This window comes from Algoriphagus sp. (genome assembly GCF_029254265.1).
In the GTDB taxonomy this organism is placed as follows: Bacteria; Bacteroidota; Bacteroidia; order Cytophagales; family Cyclobacteriaceae; genus Algoriphagus.
In genome coordinates this window covers 46,699-69,050 of the sequence record NZ_JAQWXX010000115.1, presented here as the reverse complement: position 1 = coordinate 69,050, position 22,352 = coordinate 46,699, and the positions used below count along the sequence as shown (strand labels likewise).

The 22,352-nt window shown below is 40.1% G+C and carries 11 protein-coding genes; 1 reads left to right on the top strand and 10 read right to left on the bottom strand.

From position 1 onward, the window contains the following. The first annotated feature begins 119 nt into the window (after positions 1-119). Positions 120-3,125, top strand: a complete 3,006-nt coding sequence (locus tag P8O16_RS17885; protein WP_300316945.1) for an AsmA-like C-terminal region-containing protein — start codon at positions 120-122, stop codon at positions 3,123-3,125. A 117-nt stretch (positions 3,126-3,242) separates the two neighbouring features. Here the strand turns inward: P8O16_RS17885 and P8O16_RS17880 are convergent, their stop codons facing one another. From P8O16_RS17880 to P8O16_RS17835, 10 genes are all read right to left on the bottom strand, one after another. Beyond that, positions 3,243-6,011, bottom strand: a complete 2,769-nt coding sequence (locus P8O16_RS17880) for a PQQ-dependent sugar dehydrogenase (RefSeq protein WP_300316938.1) — start codon at positions 6,009-6,011, stop codon at positions 3,243-3,245. A 286-nt stretch (positions 6,012-6,297) separates the two neighbouring features. Then, on the bottom strand, positions 6,298-9,111 hold the full coding sequence (locus P8O16_RS17875; protein ID WP_300316935.1) for a PQQ-dependent sugar dehydrogenase: 2,814 nt from the start codon (positions 9,109-9,111) through the stop codon (positions 6,298-6,300). Positions 9,112-9,255: 144 nt separating this feature from the next. Then, the gene (locus tag P8O16_RS17870; RefSeq protein ID WP_300316932.1) at positions 9,256-11,709 is read right to left on the bottom strand and encodes a hypothetical protein; all 2,454 of its coding nucleotides are present in this window, start codon (positions 11,707-11,709) and stop codon (positions 9,256-9,258) included. A 16-nt stretch (positions 11,710-11,725) separates the two neighbouring features. Further along, the gene (locus P8O16_RS17865) at positions 11,726-13,009 is read right to left on the bottom strand and encodes a serine hydrolase (RefSeq protein ID WP_300316929.1); all 1,284 of its coding nucleotides are present in this window, start codon (positions 13,007-13,009) and stop codon (positions 11,726-11,728) included. Beyond that, positions 13,006-14,682 carry a PQQ-dependent sugar dehydrogenase gene (locus P8O16_RS17860; RefSeq protein WP_300316927.1) on the bottom strand — a complete coding sequence of 559 codons (1,677 nt, stop codon included), beginning with the start codon at positions 14,680-14,682 and terminating at the stop codon, positions 13,006-13,008. The genes P8O16_RS17865 and P8O16_RS17860 overlap by 4 nt, the downstream gene beginning before the upstream one ends. Positions 14,683-15,145: 463 nt before the next feature. Then, positions 15,146-16,156, bottom strand: coding sequence for a DUF3500 domain-containing protein (locus P8O16_RS17855; protein WP_300316925.1), 1,011 nt, complete (start codon positions 16,154-16,156; stop codon positions 15,146-15,148). Between the two features lie 127 nt (positions 16,157-16,283). Beyond that, entirely contained in the window at positions 16,284-18,077 is a 1,794-nt protein-coding gene (locus tag P8O16_RS17850; protein WP_300316922.1) for an acyl-CoA dehydrogenase family protein, read from the bottom strand. 57 nt (positions 18,078-18,134) lie between these two features. Beyond that, complete coding sequence (locus P8O16_RS17845; protein ID WP_300316920.1) at positions 18,135-19,310, bottom strand: acetyl-CoA C-acyltransferase; 1,176 nt, start codon at positions 19,308-19,310, stop codon at positions 18,135-18,137. Positions 19,311-19,347: 37 nt separating this feature from the next. Further along, complete coding sequence (locus tag P8O16_RS17840; protein WP_300316918.1) at positions 19,348-21,753, bottom strand: 3-hydroxyacyl-CoA dehydrogenase/enoyl-CoA hydratase family protein; 2,406 nt, start codon at positions 21,751-21,753, stop codon at positions 19,348-19,350. A 42-nt stretch (positions 21,754-21,795) separates the two neighbouring features. Beyond that, positions 21,796-22,266: a MarR family transcriptional regulator gene (locus P8O16_RS17835; protein ID WP_300316915.1), complete on the bottom strand. Its 471-nt coding sequence runs from the start codon at positions 22,264-22,266 to the stop codon at positions 21,796-21,798. Positions 22,267-22,352 lie beyond the last annotated feature (86 nt).

Here is a 22,352-nt window from a genome sequence, read left to right as displayed (position 1 = left end):
GAATTACCTGGACGAGTTTTGTTACAAACTCAACAGAAGATATTTCGGTCAAAAACTCTTTGACAGACTCATTATTGCTTCGATTTAATCATACTGGCAAGATTGCGGATATACATATTATGAAAAAAACAATCTTAATACTATCCGGAATATTTCTTTTTTTAATAGCCTCAGCGTTTACACTTCCATTTATTTTCAAGGATAAAATAGCTGCCCATATTGACCAAAAAATTGCCCAATCTGTGAATGCAAAGGTGATTTATGATATCGATAATATCAGTCTGAGCATTTTTAAAAGGTTCCCTAATATTTCTGCAAATATCAAAGACCTTGGGGTGGTAGGAAATGCCCCATTCGAAAGTGACACGTTGGTTTCTTTAGACGAACTTCAGATTGATTTCAATCTGATGTCTGTACTTTTTGAGGAATTCCCTACTCTCACAGGAGTTCACCTCAATGGCGGAAATCTATACATCAAAGTATTAGAAGATGGAACGGCCAATTACGATATAACTTATCCTTCAGAAGAAACGGCAAACAGTGCCGAAAGCAGTATGAAAATAGGGGTGGATCAACTAGAAATAAATGATCTTAACCTTGTGTATGATGATCGCGAACTTGATTATTTCATGGCCCTTTCCGGGATCAATGGCTCGGGAAATGGAGAATTTACTGCAGATGTATATGAATTACCAGTAGAAATGGAAGCAATGATAGCTGATATCACCTATGAAGGTACCAACTATCTTTCCAATAAAAGTTTTTCTGGCGAGACCTTATTGAACATCGATATGAAAAACATGAAGTTTACTGTAAGTGATGGTGATTTCAAGCTTAATGATTTCCATTTTGGAATGACGGGATTCTTGGCCATGCCATCTGATGATATTGAATTCGATTTGAATTTTGGAGGTAAGGACAATGAATTCAAAAGCCTACTATCCCTTGTCCCAGAAATTTATTCAGAAAGCTTCTCGAGCTTACAAACATCCGGAAGCATGGACTTCAACGGTTTTGTAAAAGGAATCTACAATGACACCAAGTTTCCGGCCTTTGATGTTTCGCTGAAAGTTGCCGACGGTATGTTTCAATACCCTGATTTACCCCGCCCGGTAAAAAACGTAAATCTAGACATGCAGGTAAAGAATGAGACAGATAATCTGGACAATACCTCTATTTCAATCCCAACATTTAATCTTGATTTTGGAAGCAACCCAATTTCTGGTAAATTCTTTCTTTCAGATTTAGTTTCTTATACAATTGATGCAGCACTTAATGGAAAGCTGAATTTAGAGGAGCTAACCTCAATTTTTCCTATTGAAGACATGAATCTGAAAGGGACTTTGGATGTCAATGCACTCGCAAAAGGGCGTTATGATTCTGTTGCAGGAATTATTCCGGCAATTGACGCTAAGCTTCAACTTGCAAATGGCTATGTGAAAAGCGCGGATTATCCAGCTCCTATAGAGAACCTGAATGTCAATGCTTCCATCCAAAATATCAGCGGGAAAATGAATGATTTTTTGGTGGATCTGAGTCAATTTGGTTTTGAACTGGAAGATGAATCCATTAAGGGTAAATTGAAAATTCAAGATTTTGATCAACTTTTTTGGGATGGAGAAATTATCGGAGGACTTGATTTGAAAAAAATCCTGACCATTTTCCCAATGGAAGGGATGGAGATGGAAGGCAGAATTAATGCTGATCTTTTTACAAAAGGTTCCTATGCGGCTGTTGAGGCAGAAAAATACAATCAGCTTCAAACAAGTGGCACCATGGATATTTCAAATTTCAAATTTGTATCCCAAGACATTCCGCAGGGAGTGGAAATTTTTTCTGCTAAAGCCACATTTAACCCAAATAACATTTCATTAAATGAATTTGATTCCAAGCTTGGGGAAAGCCATGTTAAAGCAACAGGTACTCTTTCTAATTATATGAATTACTTGCTGGGTGAAGATGGTACTTTAAAGGGTCAACTAGCATTAAATAGTCCACGCTTCAATGTCAATGAGTGGATGAGCGAAGACGCATCTTCAGATACAGTATCATCTGAAATGACAGTCATTGAACTCCCAAAAAACATTGATTTTACCATGACGGTTGCCGCAAATGAAGTACTATATGACAATTTGACTCTTAAAGAAATGAAAGGAAATATGACTTTGAGGGATGGGGTTTTAAACTTTAGTGATGCCTCCATGCAAACCATGGGCGGAACCATTGCACTTAATGGCACATATGATCCAAGAGACCTGACGGCACCAAAATTTAATTTTGATCTGAATATTGCCGAACTGAGTATTGCTGAGGCTTTCAAATCATTTAACACTGTAAAAGCATTTGCGCCCATAGCCCAAAACCTAACTGGAAAATTCAATTCCAATTTAAGTTTTTCCGGAAATCTTGGACAGGATATGATGCCTCTGCTTTCTAGTCTAGACGGCAGGGGACTACTTAAAGTAGCTGAAACGGCTTTGAAAGACAGTAAAATACTGGAAGGGATTACCAGTCTAACGAAGCTAAAAGATGTCAATACGCTTCAATTGAAAAATATATCCATTCCTATTTCCATAGAAAATGGAGTGATGGATGTGAAGCCATTTGATGTAAAACTTTGGGACTATCAAGCAAATGTTCAGGGATCTGCCGGTTTTGATGGGTCTATAAATTACTTGGTAAATATGCTGATCCCAGCGAATAAGTTTGGATCCCAAGCGACTTCAATTTTAGCAACAATCTCAGGAAATCAAGTAGATGAAAACACAATGATTCCCTTAGCATTAAACTTATCAGGAACCTATAATTCTCCAAAAATTGCCTTGGCAGGAGGAAACAGTATTGAAACCCTCTTAGCCAATACCTTAAAAGCTAGAGTATCTGGCGAAACTCAGGCTCTTCAAACAAAAGCTACCGAGCAATTCAATGCAGCGCAGGACAGCATCAAAAAAGAAATGAAACTGAAAGCTGAAGTAATTCAAGACAGCGTTAAAAAAGAGCTTGAAAAACAGGTAGATGTCACAAAGGACAAAGCGGTAGACGAAGCAAAAAAACTCTTAAAAGGATTCTTACCAAAGCCAAAACCAACAACAAAACCAGATACTACCACAGTCAAGAATAACTAGGATATCAAAAAAAGCTAAAAGCCCCGAGTCGAAAGATTCGGGGCTTAATTTTTTCAAAACTATTTCTTTTGCCTACTTGATCTGATCCTCATAAATGAATATCCAGTCGTTTACAAACTAGTTTTTAAACTCTATTTCGTTGACAGATACTAGTATATCTTCTGATCTCGCATCCGGATTCTTGAATACGAAATAAACATCATGCTTTCCAGTAGCGGCAGCTATAGCAGCAGTTGATTTTATGGAATTTTTCCGTCTTAATTCTGCTGCTGAAACTCCAGATATTGTTTTGACTTCACCGTCCGGAGCTTTGGTTACTTTATCTATTTCACCAATTAATTTACCTGTCGGAGAATCCAATCTTACCTCCACTGATGCGCCTTTGGCATCATCAATAGCATTAATTCCCAAATACAGGATGATTTCTTTTATCCCTGTCATGTCCAAATCTTTAAAACCAATGTAAGATTGATCTCCCACCATAAAGAAATTAACATTCGGTTTGGTAGATAATTGAACTCCTTTTCTTACTTCTGATAGCATTGGATCTAGAAAAGGATTTCGCAAAGCGACAAAGTCTTCACCTGTCAATGATGTGATGTTTTCAGCCCCTTTATCAGAATAAAAGGCTCTTAACAAATATCCTCCCTGACCATCTTCGCCTTCAGGAACTTCTGGGGTTAATTTACCTTCCAAAGGAAGAGACGCAACATTTGAATTCAAATCATTCAAACTGAAAATATAATCTACCATTCGCTTGGCATCGGCTTCAGACAATTGTGGGTGAGCGCTCATGCCGTAGTCTCCCCAAACTCCACTCCCGCCTTTAATTATCTTACTTACCAACATATTGACATTATCCGGATTATTTGGATACTTTTTGGCAACTGCAGCATAGCTAGGACCGATGGAAGTCGAATCATATTGATGACATGATTTACAATCACTCGCCTCAATAAGGTTACGTCCAATACTAAGCACGGCATTTGTTTCAACGCCTATTTGTTTTGATGCCAGCTGGATTGGGTCAAATCCTGAAGGAATATAATCAAATGTAACAGCTACTTCTTCTGGCTTTATGGCCCCGTTTGAGGTACTTCCATCCTCTTTGTCCGTCACCGTAACTTTATACTCCAGTGACTTATCCCCAAAATAGAAGGTCCTATTTTTCCCTTTGAAATCAATGCTTACGGCAGGCAGATCATTTCCAGCCACCACTTCAAGACTTGCCGAATTAGATTGTCCTTTAGTATCAGTTACGGTAAGCAAGACTTTATAAATTCCAGGTGTTTCAAAAGTGTAAGAAGCATCCTGACCATTAAGATTTACCGTAGCTCCATTGACAGAAGTAATGACCCAGTCATAGGTAAGTTTTCCCTTATCATAGTAATCCTCATCATTGGTTCCCGCTGAAGAGAAATTAGCAGTAAATGGAATGGCTCCAGCTAATTTATCAGCACTCGCATTCACATTTGGTCTTCTATTTCCTCTGTTATATTCTACTTTTACTATTCGAGAATCGCGATTTCGCTTAAACCAACCTTCACCATATTCAAGAATATAGAGCGCCCCGTCTGGACCAAATTTCATGTCAATTGCAGAGCTAAATGTCTCCTCTGGAAGGAATCTCTCCATGGATTTGTAATTACCATTTTCATCCATGCTCACAGACATAATCCAGCCTCTCATAAAATCAACGATTAACCATTTTCCTTCATAGTATTCTGGAAAAACAAAAGGAGCGTCTCTTGCAAAATCTTTTCTTCTGAAAACCGGTCCACCAGTTGCGCTTCTTGAAGAACTTTCTAACAATGGAAAATCTTCCGAAATGTCATAGGGATACCAAATCATGGCAGGAATAACCGGAGTAGGCAATTCTCTTAAGCCTGTATTATTGACAGATTCATTGACAGGGTTGTTCACATCAAATGGTTCCCCATAGGTGTTTGTAAAAACATCATGTCTATTGTACGGCTGATTATTACCAATAAAATATGGCCATCCAAAGAATCCTGGGCCTTTGGCCTGATTGAACTCATCATATCCTCTAGATCCCCCGATAGAATCATAATCAGAGTCGGGTCCCACTTCGCCCCAATACAAATATCCCGTTTCACTATCCAAAGAAACCCTCCATGGGTTTCTATGCCCCATGGTATAAATTTCAGGTCTGGTTTTGTCTGTGCCTACGGGAAATAAATTCCCTTTTGGAATCGAGTAAGTTCCATCATCTTCTGGATGAATTCTTAATATCTTACCTCTCAAATCATTGGTATTTCCGGCAGCCCTTTGATCATCAGAGCCTTCATATCCAGGACGTTCATCCAAGCTGGAAGTCCCAGATTTTGGGTTTTCTGTATTATTTCCAACAGTCAGGTAGAGATTTCCCTCCTTGTCAAAGACCATTCCTCCACCAGTATGGTTGTAACCTCTATCAATTGGTATGACTAAAAGGATTTTTTTTGATTCCTCAACTAGTGTACTTCCATTGAGTTCATATCTAGCCAACACATGTTTAGGATCTACCGGATCTGCATAATAAATGAACACCCATGAATTTTTTTCAAATTCTGGATGAACGACCACTCCCATTAATCCTTCTTCGGTTTCACTAACAACTCCTTCTTTGTCAGTGTACTTGGTGCTAACGGGAATTGTCCCTGCTAATCTGGTTTTTCTTGTTTCTTGATCTAAAATCTTTACCGCTCCTTTTCTTTCTACAAAAAGAATTCGATTATCAGGTAGAAACGTCATTGCCATTGGCTCATCCATTCCTTCTATCAAGACAACTTTTGAGAATCCTTCGGATTTTTGACAAGCACTTACAACTCCTACTACGAAAATGAAGGAAAAAAACCTCCATATTTTATTCGCCAAATGGTTCATAAAAAAGTTCTTTGTTATTTATTAAGAATGAAGTTCTTATTTATTCGTGAGATTGTCAAAATAATTTGTAATTATCAGCGTTTCGCCAGCAGCCAGATTTCCTTTGATCAAGAGATTTTTATTCGTGTTGTCAAAAGAACGAAGATGCCAGATACAGCAATAATCAGGGATAAATGCAAAATGCCCCGAACCTTTCGGCTAGGGGCATTCCTTTTGAATATTAAAACAAAAATATTTTTTTCAGCCTTTTTTAAGCCGAATTGATCAGACTTTCGCTATTTAACAATTAGTTTTTAAACTCTATTTCATTAATAGCAACTAGTATTTCCTCTGGTTTCACATCCGCGTTTTTGAATATGAAATAAACATCATGTTTTCCTGAAACTGGCTGAAAAGTCAGTGTCGGCTTGGCAGAATTTTGTCTTCTCCATTCTGTTCGAGAAACACCAGCAGGTGGTCGGAAACCGCCTTCAGGCGCTTTGGTTACTTTCTCAGTCTCTCCCAACAACTGACCTGTTGGAGCATCCAGTCTGATCTCAACGGAGGCACCTTTGGCACCTACTCTAGAACTAAGACCTAAATAAAGGGTAATTTCTTTGATTCCTGTCATGTCTAGATCTTTAAATCCAATATAGGATTGATCTCCTACCATGAAGAAATTCACACTTGGAGTAGTCAACAATTGTACGCCTTTTCTTACCTCAGATAGTTGAGGATCCAAGAAAGGATTACGTAAAGCAACAAAGTCTTCGCCTGTCAAGGATGTAATGTTTCCTACTCCTTTATCACTGTAAAATGCTCTTAATAAATATCCTCCCTGGCCATCTTCCCCCTCAGGAACTTCTGGAGTCAATTTACCTTCCAAAGGAAGAGACGCAACTGTGGGATTGACTTCATTCAAGCTGAAAATATAATCCACCATTCGCTTGGCATCTCCTTCTGATAATTGCGGGTGCGCACTCATTGCATGGTCTCCCCAAACGCCACTGCCTCCATTGATTATTTTACCAATAAGCATACGAACGTTCTCTTGAGTTTTGGGATATTTTAGGGCAACTGCAGAATAGCTAGGTCCGATTGAAGTCGAATCATATTGATGACAAGATTTGCAATCACTAGCCTCTATTAGATTTCGCCCAATATTTAATACTGCCATGGATTCTACCCCACTTTGCTTGGAAGCCATTTCGATCGGGTCAAAACCGGCAGGAACATAATCAAAAGTTACTGCGACTTCCTCTGGCTTGATTGCACCGTTTGAAGTGCTTCCATCCTCTTTATCAGTAACCAAAACTTTATAATCCAGTGATTTATCTCCAAAATAGAAGGTTCTGTTTTTACCGCTGAAATCTATGCTAACCACTGGGCGATCATTTCCGGCCACTATTTCCAAGCTGGAAGAATTAGATTCGCCTTTGGTATCAGTCACCGTTAATACTACTTTATATATCCCTGGACTTTCGAAGGTGTAGGAAACGTCAGCACCTTGAAGGTCTACCGTTGTTCCATTGTCAGAAGAGATCTCCCAAGAATAGGTAAGCTTTCCCTGATCGTAATCGTCATAATCGTTGGTTCCGGCTGAACTGAATTTGGTTGTGAATGGCACCGAACCTGCCATGACATCCGCAGAAGCATTTATGTTTGGTTTTCTATTTCCAGCATTGTATTCAATTTTAACAATTCTGGAATTCGAGTTTCCTCTAAACCAAGCGCTCCCATATTCCAACACATAAAGTGCTCCATCTGGTCCAAAATCCATATCAATAGCCGAACTGAAGTTCTCTTCCGGTAAAAACCGTTCCATGGATTGATAATCTCCATTTTCATCCATCGAGACCGCCATGATCCAACCTCTCATAAAGTCGACGATCAACCATTTCCCCTCGTAATACGCAGGAAATACATAAGGTGCATCTTTTGCAAAATCTTTTTTTCTGAATACAGGCCCACCTGTTGCACTCCTTCCAGAACTTCCAAGCATAGGAAACTCTTCAGATATCCCATAAGGATACCAAATGAAAGCAGGAACCACAGGAGTAGGCAATTCTCTTAAACCCGTATTGTTGACAGATTCGTTCACAGGCTTATTGACATCAAAAGGAGCTCCATAAGTCTCCGTTGCAAGGTCATGCCTATTATATGGTTGGTTGTCACCAATAAAATATGGCCATCCAAAAAATCCCGGGCCTTTAGCCTGATTAAATTCATCATACCCTTTTGGTCCCCAGATAGAGTCTACGGATGCATCAGGCCCCACTTCGCCCCAGTACAAATAGCCAGTTTCACTGTCTAAAGAAACTCTCCATGGGTTTCTATGACCCATGGTATAGATTTCAGGTTTAGTTTTCTCAGTTCCTATAGGGAATAAATTTCCTTCTGGAATAGTATAAGTTCCATCATCTTCTGGATGAATTCTTAAAATCTTTCCTCTTAAATCATTGGTGTTTCCAGGAGCTCTTTGATCATCCGAGTTCTCAAATCCAGGTCTTTCATCCAAATTAGATGATCCTGTACGTGGGTTAACGGTATTGTTTCCAACTGTCAAGTAAAGATTACCTTCCTGGTCGAAGACCATTCCTCCGCCTGTATGGCAACACTCTTCACGTTGTGTTGGCACGACCAAAAGTATCTTCTTCGTCTCTTCCTTAAGGATGTTTCCGTCTAGCTCATACCGAGCCAACACATGCTGGGTATCAATCGGGTCCGCATAGTAAAGGTAAATCCAGTGATTCTTTTCAAAATTAGGATGAACGATCACGCCCATCAAGCCTTCTTCTGCTTCTCTCACCACCCCCTCTTTGTTGGTGTATTTAGTATTTACAGGAATCGTGGCCACTAAGGTCACATCACCTGTTTTCTCATCAAAAATCTTCACTCCACCTTTTCTTTCCACAAAGAGAATTCTGCTTTCGGGAAGGAAGGTCATTTCCATGGGTTCATCCATTCCTTCTGTCAAAACAACTTTCGTAAACCGATTTTCATCCGGTTTGACAGTCGGATCATCAAAAGGTTCTGACTTCTCACAGGAACTTAATCCAATGGAAAATAAGATGATGAGAAACGATAGAATCCTTTTGCCACTGTTCACCAATTGGTTCATAAATAATATGATTACGGGTTAATCGAGATAACTCTCTTTAATTTGTCAATTTGACAAAATAGATATAACTAAACCACAAAAATTACATCGTGCGGTATTTTATTGTTTTGAATTGACAAATTGATTAAAAAATCAACTATCCATTCAGCGTTTTACCAAATTAATATTCTTCGAAATCCCGAGTTGGTCTAGAATAATAACGCCGCTTTCATTTTGATCAAACTGAAATGTAATCTGATGCAATGTCTGCAGCGCAAAGTCAGGATTCTTAGATTTCAATTTTTCCAGATCAAAAGTGAATGTTTGGAAAATATTTTCTGAATGATCCTTCTTATCCAGAAAGTCCAGTTTCAATACTCTAGACTTGATCTGCCGCTGAAGATGAGAAAATTCTGACAGAAGAAAACTGATTTCTGCACCAGACTGATCGGTCAAGATGATCGTGAAGTCTAGGGGAGCATCAGGAGTTTTTTCAGCTTCTTCATCCTCCTTTTCTTCGATGGCTTCCTCATTCGTTGATTCTTCCTCTGAGTTGTTATCGCCTTCAGCATTCAACTCCTCATCTGAATTAGAATCATTATTATTATTAGAATCATTATCGTTTTTCCATTTGCCTCCACTTTTCGGATTGGAGCTTTCGGTAGATTCTGCAAGAGAAAATGCCAATACAGAAGTGGAGTCTGGTCTGAAACTCATCGAGTCCAGGCTAATCGAGTAACTCGCTAAGACTGAATCTGGAATCGTCGGTTTGGCGCCATCTTTCCAAAGGGTATCGATATCCTCATTTAATTTCTCATAGTTCCATCCTAAATAAACTGCCCGACTTCCCTTTTTCCCATATTCCATCTCGATTTCTGATTCTCTCCAGACAGTTAGATTCTCTCCATCAGCAACACCTCCTGTAGTAGTACTCGTCAGTTCAAAATCCTCATCAAAATTCGCCCAAATTCGAGTATTTGAATCTTCAAATTGACTTAGGTAAATAGACTCTGGAAGCCAATCTTTTCCTTTTCTGGCATCTTGAAATAAAGGCAAATATTCCCTTCGATCATTCAGGGAAGCTTCCAAAAAAGCTCCGATATACACTTTAGCCACTTCCTGCTGTTCCTCCGCAGGTATCAATTGACCTAGATTGAGAATTCCTTTGAAAGTCACCCCATAATCATTATCTCCCCAAGAAGTGTTGAATTGCCCGTGATTTGCACCAGCGATATAGACAGCAGACTTGAAATGGTAGGCGCTATCAGTGAATTTGATTCGCTCATATTGCATTGCTCCTGAAAAAGAAGTCACATCCGCATCCTGAGCTCCATGAAAAGTCAGGTAATTCACGTTTTCAAATTTCGTCCCTGAACCTCCCGGCTTATACTGCCCGTCCACAGGCGCTATCGCCACTATTCCTTTGATGTTGAAATGGTACCCCTGTTTGATGGATGCGTCATCTGGATAATATTCCAAGGCATTTAGCATGGCCGCATGACCTACTGCTTCTCCACCACGACTGTGACCCATCAGCGCAAGTTTATTCATATCCACTTTTTGGAATAGCGGATGAGTTTCATCTTTATTCCACTCGTCCCAAACCCGCAAATGCTCAAGCAAGATCCAGCCTCGGGCATCATTTTCCTTTTCCAACCGACCAAAAAGATCTGTCCAAGACCCATTGATAAAATTCTCATCCACTGAGGCTAAGATCATGCCTTTGGAGGCTAAAAACTCGCCCAAGTAATCATAGCCAGGGTCAGAGAAGTCCTGCATGGAATGATTGCCATGAACCACCAAAACCAACGGAAAAGGCCCTTTACCTTCCGGCATCCAAACTCGGGCATTAAGCGGTAATTCTTTTGCATCGAATCCCCAATACTTCTCACGCCACCAGCCCCCAAATTTTTCCCAATTATCAATAAAAGCTCTCCCATCTACCGATTCGGTCTGATAGGTGGCGCCTTCAGCAAATTCCTCTCGTCGCAGATCCTTTCCGGACCCGTAGGTAAAAGTGGTAAACTGAAAGCTTCCATTCAGTGCTGGAGAGGCAGCTTCAATCGGTGAAATCTTATCTTCCGTGAGTTTGGCAGCATTGATCTGTTCATCGATTTCTAATCCGCGAATACTTCCAAAATAGATCAAAAAGCCTATTCCCGCTATTCCTACCAAAAATCCCAAGATGGAAACAACTTTCTTGGGAGTGGTTAAACGCTGAAAATGCCCTTTCCAAAACATCGCAATCCCGGCACCAAAAAGTGAAAAAATCAACACCAGAAAAATCGCATATCGCTCGTCACTTAGCCGGACCAAGCTGAGCAGAATGGCGCAAGCAATTAATACTCGTTTATAATCTTTCGGGATTTCAAAAATCAATTTGATCAGCTTGACAGCAAGGAATGAAACCAGGGTCACAGCAAGAAGAATCAACAACCCAAAAACAAGAATCCAAGGATCCTTCCAGTTGACACTCATCCCTACTATCTCAATTACAAAAACGATCAAAGTTAGAACCAACAACCCAATCGCTGCACCTTTGATCGCAAATGCTCCCGGCTTGATGAGGTTAAGTTTGCCTTTGATCCAAGTCCCTATTTTCTTAAAAAATTTCTTCATACAAGTTTGTTTTTAATTATTGAGCTGGATTCACTACAATTTTTCCATACACAGCATCCCTAAAATTTTTATGTAGCCCAATCCCATCGTAAGGATAAAGCTGGACAAAAAGCACTGCTACCAAATCATTTTTAGGATCAACCCAAAATAGGGTACTAGCTGCTCCGTCCCAGAAAAATTCTCCCACCACACCATTCATTTCTTCAGCTGTTGCAGGAGGGTCTGTTCGTACGGCAAAGTCAATTCCAAATCCCACTCGGCCTTTACTTGGCAGCCAAGATCGCTCTGTGACAGAATCTGGAAGATGGTTTGTTGCCATCAGTTTTACGGTTTCTGGTTTTAGAATAGTCGTTCCATTGATTGTTCCTTCATTGACAAGCATTCGAGCAAAGGTCATGTAATCATCCAAAGTGGAAGTCAATCCAAAACCTCCGGGTGTCAAAGGCCACTTTTTTAAATTAAATGCATGCGCAGCCGAATCTGGCATTTGCGTCAATTGCCCTTCACCAGTTCGCTGATAGGCTGCCGAGAATCGATTTAAATCTTCTTCTGGAACTACATAGCGGGTAGTATTCATTTTTAATGGGCTCAAAACATGCTCTTGGACATATTCAGCATAGGGCACTCCGGAAAGTCTTTCAACCAAAAATGCCTGAACATCCACAGATTGGCCATATTCCCATTGGGTCCCTGGCTGAAACCAAAGCGGAGTGCTTCCGATCTTTTCAGCCATTTGGGTCAGCGTGTTTTCATAGCTTCGAGCATCTTTCTCAGCCATCAGCTCACTAAGCCCGGGAATATCATTTCGGTTAGGAAATCCTGCAGTATGCCTAGTGATATCTCGAATCGTAACAGGTCGATCAGCATCCACCAGAATCATTTTACCATTCTCATCCACTCCCTGATATACCTTCATATTAGCGAACTCTGGTGCGTATTTCTCCAAGGGATCATCCAATTGAAATTTCCCTTCTTCCCAAAGTGTCATCAGTGCAGTTCCGGTAATCGGTTTGGTCATGGAATAAATCTGCACAATGGTGTTTCTATCCATCGGGATTTGTTTCTCTTGGTTGGCAAAGCCAAAGGCATTGAAATAAACCTCCTGATCTTTTTCGAAAATCAACGCAGAGATTCCGGCTACATTTCCGGAGTTGACGTAGCTCTGAAGTGTGGAATCCAATCTCGCAATGGCCCTTTCATTGACTATAAATTCGACTTTTTCTTCCGGCTGTTGGCAAGAAGAGATGAGTACTACTAAGCCAAGGGCGATTACCGGTAGGCTTTTCAATAACTTTTTCATAGGGTGTTGATAATTTTATAAATTTTTCCCTGATTCTTACTCATGATGTAAACTTGCTTTTCAGCATCTATTCCGAATTTCAAATCTACTCGGCCACCAACCAATTCTTCCATGGTAGTTTCTTTTCCCTCAAAAATGACTTTCAGACTTTTTACTTCAGGGGTAGGTCTCTGATTCAAATCAGCTAAAAACAATCGGCCCGTTGGAATGTCTCCAAAAATGAAATCGCCCTTAAGATTTCCTTCAGGAAGAAAATATCCACCGATCACTGCAACGGTCTCATCATGCTCCAGCTGGATCAATGGATAAGTGACACCCTTTTCTGCATCATCCTTCGGCAAGGGATAAAGCGTGCGGAAGCTTCCAAAAGGATTGATCATAAACCTTCCTTCGCGAATGGGCCAGCCATAAAACTTACCTGGCTCTATCAAATTGATTTCTTCAATGCTATGTTGTCCAATATCGGTGGCAAAAAGAATTCCTGACTCATTCCAAAAGATCCGGTTAGGATTTCGGAATCCAAAGGCCAAAACTTCACCAGCTTTTCCCGGAGCTCCTGCAAAAGGATTGATTTTGGGTATTCCGTATTTTCCATTTTTTCCGTCTTTTCCAGCTGGATCGATTCGCAAAATGCTACTATAAATTCCCGCTCCTCCATGGTTAGAAATATGGGCAAATCTTTTTTCAGCTGTTCCTCCATCACCATAACCAATGTAAAGCAATCCAAAATCAGGATCTCCTTTCTTCGAATTTGGATTGAAAGTCAGCTCTTGCATTCCATGAGCTTGTGAGGAATTATCGATCCGAAGGACTTCTCGATTACTTCCTTTGAAGATTTTAGCGCTTGGAGAATCCGCTTTCCATTCCGTCAAGACCCATTGCATGAAGACCGCTAAACTATCCGTATAGCCGAAATCAGAAGGCTGTGTTCCTCCTGGCTCAGTATGCGCAGTATAGAAAAGTCCGTTTTTGTCGAATTCTGGGTGAAAGGCAAAACTACCTACCCCAGTTGCCCAACCTGGCTTGCTGACCATATCCGGTTTTTGCTGTAACAGGTCCAAATAGAGCTGTGGTTTTTGGTCAACCAACTCATAGATTCCAATTCGCTGATCATTGATCATCAAGCGATTTGTCCCTGGAATTGGCTCCATTTTGGTCATTTTGGCCAAAGCAGGCACTGTGTCTGAAGCAGGCAGCTGCGCAAAAAATTCTAATTCTAATCTTATCCCGGAATCCAGAATTTTCTCTGGAATAAGATTGGAAGTGGTATCTCCCAGAATTTCAATTGGAAGTGTTTCAAACGTATGAAGGTAGCTGAGGACAGCATCAAGATCTTGATCCGAAAAGGCAGGATAAGCCGGCATTTCATTCTTATAAATTGCCAGAAGCCTCAACGCTCTTTCATCTTTGGCGAGAAAAAACTCTTGAGGGTTTTTTATGAATCTTTTGATCCAATCTGTTTCCACCTGACGGGTTAAGCCACTTAGATTTGGCCCGATTGCATTCTCATTAAAATTATGGCAGGTGGAACAATTTTGTTCGAAAAGTTTTTTTCCAGCCAATATCTGCTCCGATGAGGTAGAGATATCCTCACCGAATATTTTTTCTCCACGAGGTGAACACGCTTCGAAAATAAGGAACAGTAGCGTGATGTAAGCGAAACGAAAATTCATATAAGAGAAGATTAGCGCATAGGATTAGCTGATAATATCCGAATTCTTCTTGGAATTGGGAAACCGACAGAATAAATCAAGTTTTTAACAAACTTTTCTTATTAAAATCTTTTGTGAAAATGAGACTATTCCTATTTTCAAACTTATTGAATGATTCTTGCACCCCTATCAAAAAATAGGGAAGCTTTAGACTTCCCTTTATACTAGTAACGAATGGTTTTAATAATTCTTCTTACTTTCTTTTTTAGCAGCTTTATCAGCCCTCTTTTCTTTCAGTGTTTTGGTAGCCTTGGATTTATCGTCCTTGGGTTTACCTTCTGGTTGTTTTGCCATTGGTTCGGGATTTAATGAGATAAGGATAAAATCATCCGTTTTCTTCTCCACCGGATTAGAAGAAAGTTAGTGATTTAAATCAGGAACAGAAATCTGAATTATTAAGTTTTTTTAAAGCTTTCTAAACTTATCAGTGATGATGTGGTGAAGACTGTAAATGTTCATGGATTAGATCCCGCCCAAAATCACCATCAAAATCCCTCCAAACGGTGTGTATATGATTCGCATTGTTTTGAGAGTTGTCAAATTCAATCAAAAACGTCTTTCCTTGAATCCTGTAATAATGAGCTGATCCCAGTTTAAAAGCACCAACCCACCCAAAATATATATCGCTTAGATCTTCCTCCATTATTTTATCCCTTCGTTCCATTGCGGATTTCTTAGGCATGGTATTCAAATATTCATCAATCAATCGCATCAATTTCTTTTGCTGATCTGCGTCTAATTCTGAATATGGAATCCCAGCTGGCTCAAAAGGATCTACTTTTGGAATATTGAAGGAGACAATATCTTTGAATGACTCCTCTTGAAAAATAGCTTTCTGCTTTTGTGCTTCTGTAAATGAGTTGATCAAATCAAATCCTAAATCTTCTTCTTCTTGAAGTGTTCGATCACCCTTTCTTGGACCTTCTGGTATCATTGCCGGATTTGCGCCCAAAAATCGTGGTGTGCTAGAAACTTCGCCGTCCACAACCGTAAAATTCAAGGAAATATGATGCCCTTCAAATGACATGGCCCAAACAGGATCATTCTTAGGGTCTCCATAAAAGGTGGTAAAGTATTTCCCTGAATCCCGCATAACTGAATCACCGGAAATAGCGCGCAATACGTCTTCCAGTCCTTTAATTTTTTCAACTTTTTCGTAACCCGATTTCGAAAGAAAAGTAAGCATGAGTTCTTCAAGTTTCTCTAATTGAGGACTACTTAACTCATCAAGTGGAATTCCTTCACGCGAAAACATGGTGCTTGGAAAAAAATGCCAATCCAACTTTCGCTGATCTTCAAAATCCAACACCACTTTACTTCGCTGTTCTGGGCTTAGCGAATCAATAAATTTGGATGCAGGATCCTCTCCCATCATCTGGAAAGCAAAAGGTATCAACAGGCAGAGTGGAATTAAAATTAGTAAGGTCTTTTTCAATTCTTCTGGGGTTTATCAAAATAATGGAATGGATAATAAGAATATTTTTTCTTTAATCTATTCATTATAAAGCAAAAAGCCTCCGATTTTAATAATCGGAGGCTTAAATAATTATCCTGTGTATTTATCAAAATGGATATTTTCCTTGCGCTATCATGTAGTCAGCAATATGTCTTCTCAGTGTTTTAGTATCAACCAAGTCTGCCTTAGTATACCGCTTCAAGCCCATAAGCATGACCTTTTGCTCATTCCCCTTGGTGAAGCTACCTATTGCTTCTTTAGCTGCCATTGCGATTTTGTCTACTGCTTCAGAAAGATAAACCTGAGCCATTGCGATTTGACTTTGGCAAGCATCTTCTCCTTTCATACCTACCAGCTTTTCAGCTCGGAGAATTCCTGATTCTGCGGCATAAATTTCAATCATTACATCAGCTAAGTTCATCATCACTTCCTGCTCGTCTTCAATTTTGTCTTGAAGTGCCATAGCTGCTTTTCCTCCAACCATTAGAAATACTTTCTTGAGTTTTTTAAGCACGTCTTTTTCTGCTGCAAAAAGCTCTGAAGTATCAATAGACTCAAAGGATGGTACTCCTGTCAATTCCGCCGAAACTGCCATTGCCGGCTCGAAAAGATTGATCTCACCTTTCATTGCACGCTTCAAGAGCATCCCAACCATCAGCATTCTGTTGATTTCATTTGTTCCCTCATAAATACGAGCGATTCGAGCATCTCGATAGGCTCTCTCCATAGGGGCATCTGCAGAATAACCCATTCCACCATATACCTGAACGCCCTGATCTACTACGTAGTCCAAAACCTCAGAACCGTGAATTTTTGCAATCGCACACTCAATTGCAAAAGCTTCCACTCCTTTAAGCTTTGCCTCTGTCTCATCCATTCCTCCAGCGATTAATGAATTGATCTGGTCTTCGATATCTTGACCCGCCCTGTAGCAAAGTGATTCCGTCACGAATGTTCTGGTTGCCATTTCAGCGAGTTTCGCTTTCACTGCTCCAAACGTATTAATGCTTACGCCAAACTGCTTTCGGTCTGTAGAATACTGAGTGGCAAGAGAAGTAACCGTACGGACTCCGCCAAGTACACCTGCCCCCAACTTCACTCTTCCTATGTTCAAAATATTAACTGCGATCTTGAATCCATTTTGTCTTTCAGAAAGCATATTCTCAACTGGAACCGGGCAATCGTTAAAGAATACCTGGCGGGTAGACGAGCCTTTAATGCCCATCTTTTTCTCCTCCTCATTCATGGTGATTCCACCAAATGTTTTCTCCACGATAAATGCCGTCAGATTTTTATCATCTTCAATTTTGGCGAAGACAATAAATAAATCTGCAAAGCCAGCATTAGAAATCCACATCTTCTGACCATTGAGCATATAGGTTTTACCATCTGCTGACAAAGTCGCTTTGGTTTTACCACTGTTGGCATCCGAACCAGCATCAGGCTCGGTTAAGCAATAACATGCTGCCCATTCGCCAGTAGCTAGTTTAGGAAGATATTTAGATTTTTGAGCCTCATCTCCATAATACAAAATCGGAAGTGTACCGATTCCTGTATGTGCTCCATAAGTGGTAGAAAACGATCCTGCTGCTCCTATGATGTCAGCAATCAGCATAGAGGTGTTGAAGCTCATTCCCATTCCTCCATATTGCTCAGGAACGGTAATTCCCAAAAGACCCAGATCTCCTGCCTTCTTAAAAATTGAGGGGACCAAATCCGGATTCTTCATACTGTCAATCTCCTCGATATTTGGAGTGATCTCAGTATCGATAAAGTCTTGGCAGGCCTGAGCCATCATTCGCTGCTCTTCTGTAAATTGCTCAGGGATAAAAATGTCACTCGAAAGAACATCTTTGATGAGGAATTCTCCTCCTTGTGTTGATTTTGTTAGCGTTGCCATTGTATTAATTTAAGATTTTAGACATAAGATGTAAGAATTATGAAGTCAAGAAGTTGGTTATTTCAAGAGTTCATAAACCCCTGCGACACCTTGACCACCACCTACGCAAGCAGTGACCATTCCGTATTTCTTGTTTTGTCTTCTCAATTCGTTGAAAATCTGAACTGAAAGCTTTGCTCCGGTACATCCCAGTGGGTGACCCAAAGCCACAGCACCACCATTTACATTAACAATGTCTGGATTCATGTCCAAGGCTTTCATAACCGAAAGTCCCTGTGCCGCGAATGCTTCATTTAACTCGATCAATTCGATATCATTCAGAGTCAATCCTGCTTGCTTCAATGCTTTTGGAACAGCTTCTTTTGGTCCAATACCCATGATCCGAGGATCGACACCTGCTACACTATAAGACATCATTCTTGCAATGGGCTCTAGATTTAATTCTTTGACCATTCGCTCTGACATTACAACTACAAAAGATGCTCCATCGGAAGTCTGGGAAGAGTTTCCTGCTGTCACCTGACCACCATTTTTGAAAGCTGGTCGCAATCCTGCTAATGCCTCCATGGTAGTGCCTGGACGAGGACCTTCATCTGTATCCACAATGTATTTTCTGGTTTTTTTCTTTCCTTTTTCGTCTAAGTAAGTTTCCTCTACTTCCACAGGAACGATCTCGTCTTTGAATTTACCAGCGGCGATTGCCGCCAAAGCTTTCTCATGAGATTTTACAGAAAATGCATCAGCCTCTTCTCTAGTGATTTCATACTCTCTCGCTAATTCTTCAGCAGTCAATCCCATACTGAGGTAATAAGAAGGATGATCTTTCGCAATCTTCCAGTTCAATGCAGTCTTGTAGCCCATCATTGGTACCAAAGACATGGATTCTGTTCCTCCTGCAATGATGCAGTCTGCCATTCCAGCTTTGATTTTACCAACAGCTAGAGCGATAGCTTCTAAACCAGATCCGCAATATCGGTTGATGATAAATCCTGGATTATCAATTCCTAGAGCCAAAAGCGAAATCATTCGGCCCATTTGCATGCCTTGTTCTGCCTCTGGAACTGCATTACCTACGATCAAATCATCGACCATTTTAGTCTCTAGACCAGGAGTATTAGCAATCAAGTGTTTGATCACATCTGCAGCTAAATCATCCGGGCGATAAAATCTAAAGCCTCCTTTTTTTGCTTTACCTACTGCTGACCTATATCCATTTATAATATATGCTTCCATTGTATTTTAGTTTTTGGTAATTGGGTTTTTTGAGTTCCTAGTTTCTAAGTGGTTTGCCTTTGAATAAAATGCTGTGAATTCTTTCCAAAGTTTTCTTTTCTCCAGTCAAGCTCAAGAATGCCTCCCGCTCGAGATCCAATAAATATTGCTCCGAAACTAAGGTTGGAGAAGATAAGTCTCCTCCAGACATCACCCAAGCAAGTTTTCTAGCAATCAATGCATCATGCTCAGAAATGTATGCTCCATAGCGCATACCGGTGATCCCTGCTTCGAAAAGTGCCAGCGATGTTTTTCCCAATACTTTAATGTTTGTTTGCTGAATTGGTTGGATATACCCAGCTGCAAAGAGATCCAAAACCTTTGTCTTTGCTTCCGCTAATTGGCGCTTTCTATTGATAGTGATCCCATCATCTTTTCTCAAGTAGCCCAATGCTTTTGCCTCAGCAGCAGAGGTAGAAACTTTCGCAGTTGCAATATTCATGAAGTATTCTTGAAGCTGATTTACTTCGACATCTCCTTCAATCGTCCTATTTGAAAATCTTAAGGTCATTTCTTTGGTTCCACCACCGGCAGGAATCAATCCTACTCCAACTTCAACCAGACCCATGTATAATTCAGCATGTGCCTGAATATGGTCAGAATGGAGTGACAATTCACAACCACCACCCAAAGCCATATTGTGTGGGGCTACGACCACTGGAATTGATGAGAAACGCGCACGCATCATGGTGTTTTGGAATTGAGCGATCATCATATTGATCTCATCAAATTCTTGATCGCCTGCAAACATGTATAGCATTGCTAAATTGGCACCTGCAGAGAAATTTCCTCCTTCGTTTCCAATTACTAATCCCTTGTAGGATTTTTCAGCCATACTTATGGCAGTATTGATTCCTTCGATCACTTCTTGGCCCATGGAGTTCATCTTGGAATGAAATTCCAATCCGATCACTTCATCACCCATATCATAAACTGAAGCTCCAGCATTCCCCCAGATTTTCTTACCTGCTGATTTTAAGGTGTCCAAAATGATAAACTCCTCGATACCTGGTATTTCTACAAATGACTTGGTAGGAATATCATAGTATTTCTTTTTGCCGCCTTCTACTTTGTAAAATGACTCATGCCCGGCATCGAGCATTTCATGAACCCATTTAGCTGCAGGTTCGCCAGCAGCTTCCATTTTTGAAACAGTTTCTCGAACTCCTAATGCATCCCAGGTCTCAAATGGTCCGAGCTCCCAACCAAATCCTGCGCTAACGGCTTGATCAATTCGGTAGAGTTCATCTGAAATCTCGGGAATTCGGTGAGAGCAATATTTGAAAAGATCATAAAAAGAAGCTCTATAAAACTCACCAGCACGATCATCAAAATTCACCAAGAATTTGATTCGTTTCTTCAAGTCTTCGATTTCTTTGGAAGCTTCAAGTGCTTTGAATTTTGGTTTTTCAACAGGCTTGTATTCGAAGGTATTGAAATCAAGTTCTTTGAGTTCTTTGGTACCATCTTTATGACGGATCATTTTGAAATAACCCTGACCCGTCTTATCTCCAAACCACTTATTGTTATAAAGGAACTCAACAATTTTTGGAAGTTTGAATTTATCTCGTGACTCATCATCAGGCAGAGCTTTGTATAGGTTGTTGGCCACATTGACGGTAGTATCCAATCCTACGACATCCATGGTTCGGAATGTTGCAGACTTAGCTCTTCCAATCACAGGACCCGTTAATTTATCTACTTCGGATACTCCAAAACCCATTTTTTCGATAGCGTGCATCCCGGAAATAATGGCATATACCCCAATTCTATTGGCGATGAATGCCGGAGTATCTTTACATAGCACAGTTTCTTTTCCAAGGAATTTGTCTCCATATTCCATCAAGAAATCGATGATTTCAGGGTCTGTCTTTGGTCCAGGAATGATCTCCAATAACCTCAAATATCTCGGAGGATTAAAAAAGTGTGTACCTGCAAAATTCACTTGGAAATCTTCACTTCTTCCTTCACACATCAAATGCATTGGAATACCTGAGGTATTGGAAGTGATTAATGTGCCTGGCTTTCGATATTTTTCTACTTTTTCAAAAAGCTGCTGCTTGATATCCAATCGCTCTACAACTACTTCGATTACCCAATCGTAATCTTTGATTTTTGGAAGATCATCATCAAAATTTCCAGTGGTTATTCTTGAAGCAAAGGCTTTATCATAAATCGCAGAGGGGTTTGTTTTCAAGGTAGTTTGCAGTGCTGTCTCCACAATCCTATTTCTCACCAAAGGACTTTCTTTAGTCAGACCTTTCTTTTGCTCTTGCTCTGTGAGTTCAAATGGAACGATATCCAATAAAAGTACCTGTACGCCTATATTGGCGAAATGACAGGCGATTCTGGATCCCATTACTCCTGAGCCTAATACGGCAACTTTTTTAATGGTTCTTTTCATTTTTTTGGGTTTTGGTAGTCTTTGGCATGAAGCCATTTATTATTAAAATTCTATGATTGCTTTTTGAAGATCTATTTCCTTATCACTTTGGACTTGATCGATTACGCTTTGTATTTTTTGGAAAACAGAGAAAAAAACGTCCAATTCTTCTTGCGCTACGACAGTCCTTACTTGCTCATTGAATTCCCTGATTGTGTTAACGGAAATCTCTTTCTTTCGCTTGCCTTCTTCCGTAAGGTAAATTCTAACAGAACGCTTATCTACCAGATCAGGTTTTTTAAAAATAAGCCCCTTTTCCTCCATTGTTTTAAGCATCCGAGTAAGACTTCTAGTTTCTAGTCCTATTTGCGGAGCAATTTTGGTTGCGGGCGTACCTTCTTTGGAATTTATATTAATCAACACAAAGCCAATAGCGGTGGTAAAACCTTCTTCAGCAGCCTGCTGATTGTACATGCGGGATATTGCATGCCATGAGCTTTTAATATGATAATCGACTGTTTCTTCGCGCTTCATTCTTTAATAATCCTGAGATTTTTAGTCTACTAATTTAAAAAAAATATTGTATGCATGCATACTAAATAAGAAAAAAGTTATGCATG

What these genes read in the sequence shown, in the direction of transcription:
- P8O16_RS17865 (WP_300316929.1), bottom strand. Translation starts at nt 13,009, where the DNA reads ATGAAAAAGTTATTGAAAAGCCTACCGGTAATCGCCCTTGGCTTAGTA.
- P8O16_RS17845 (WP_300316920.1), bottom strand. Translation starts at nt 19,310, where the DNA reads ATGGAAGCATATATTATAAATGGATATAGGTCAGCAGTAGGTAAAGCA.
- P8O16_RS17850 (WP_300316922.1), bottom strand. Translation starts at nt 18,077, where the DNA reads ATGGCAACGCTAACAAAATCAACACAAGGAGGAGAATTCCTCATCAAA.
- P8O16_RS17860 (WP_300316927.1), bottom strand. Translation starts at nt 14,682, where the DNA reads ATGAATTTTCGTTTCGCTTACATCACGCTACTGTTCCTTATTTTCGAA.
- P8O16_RS17840 (WP_300316918.1), bottom strand. Translation starts at nt 21,753, where the DNA reads ATGAAAAGAACCATTAAAAAAGTTGCCGTATTAGGCTCAGGAGTAATG.
- P8O16_RS17885 (WP_300316945.1), top strand. Translation starts at nt 120, where the DNA reads ATGAAAAAAACAATCTTAATACTATCCGGAATATTTCTTTTTTTAATA.
- P8O16_RS17870 (WP_300316932.1), bottom strand. Translation starts at nt 11,709, where the DNA reads ATGAAGAAATTTTTTAAGAAAATAGGGACTTGGATCAAAGGCAAACTT.
- P8O16_RS17835 (WP_300316915.1), bottom strand. Translation starts at nt 22,266, where the DNA reads ATGAAGCGCGAAGAAACAGTCGATTATCATATTAAAAGCTCATGGCAT.
- P8O16_RS17880 (WP_300316938.1), bottom strand. Translation starts at nt 6,011, where the DNA reads ATGAACCATTTGGCGAATAAAATATGGAGGTTTTTTTCCTTCATTTTC.
- P8O16_RS17875 (WP_300316935.1), bottom strand. Translation starts at nt 9,111, where the DNA reads ATGAACCAATTGGTGAACAGTGGCAAAAGGATTCTATCGTTTCTCATC.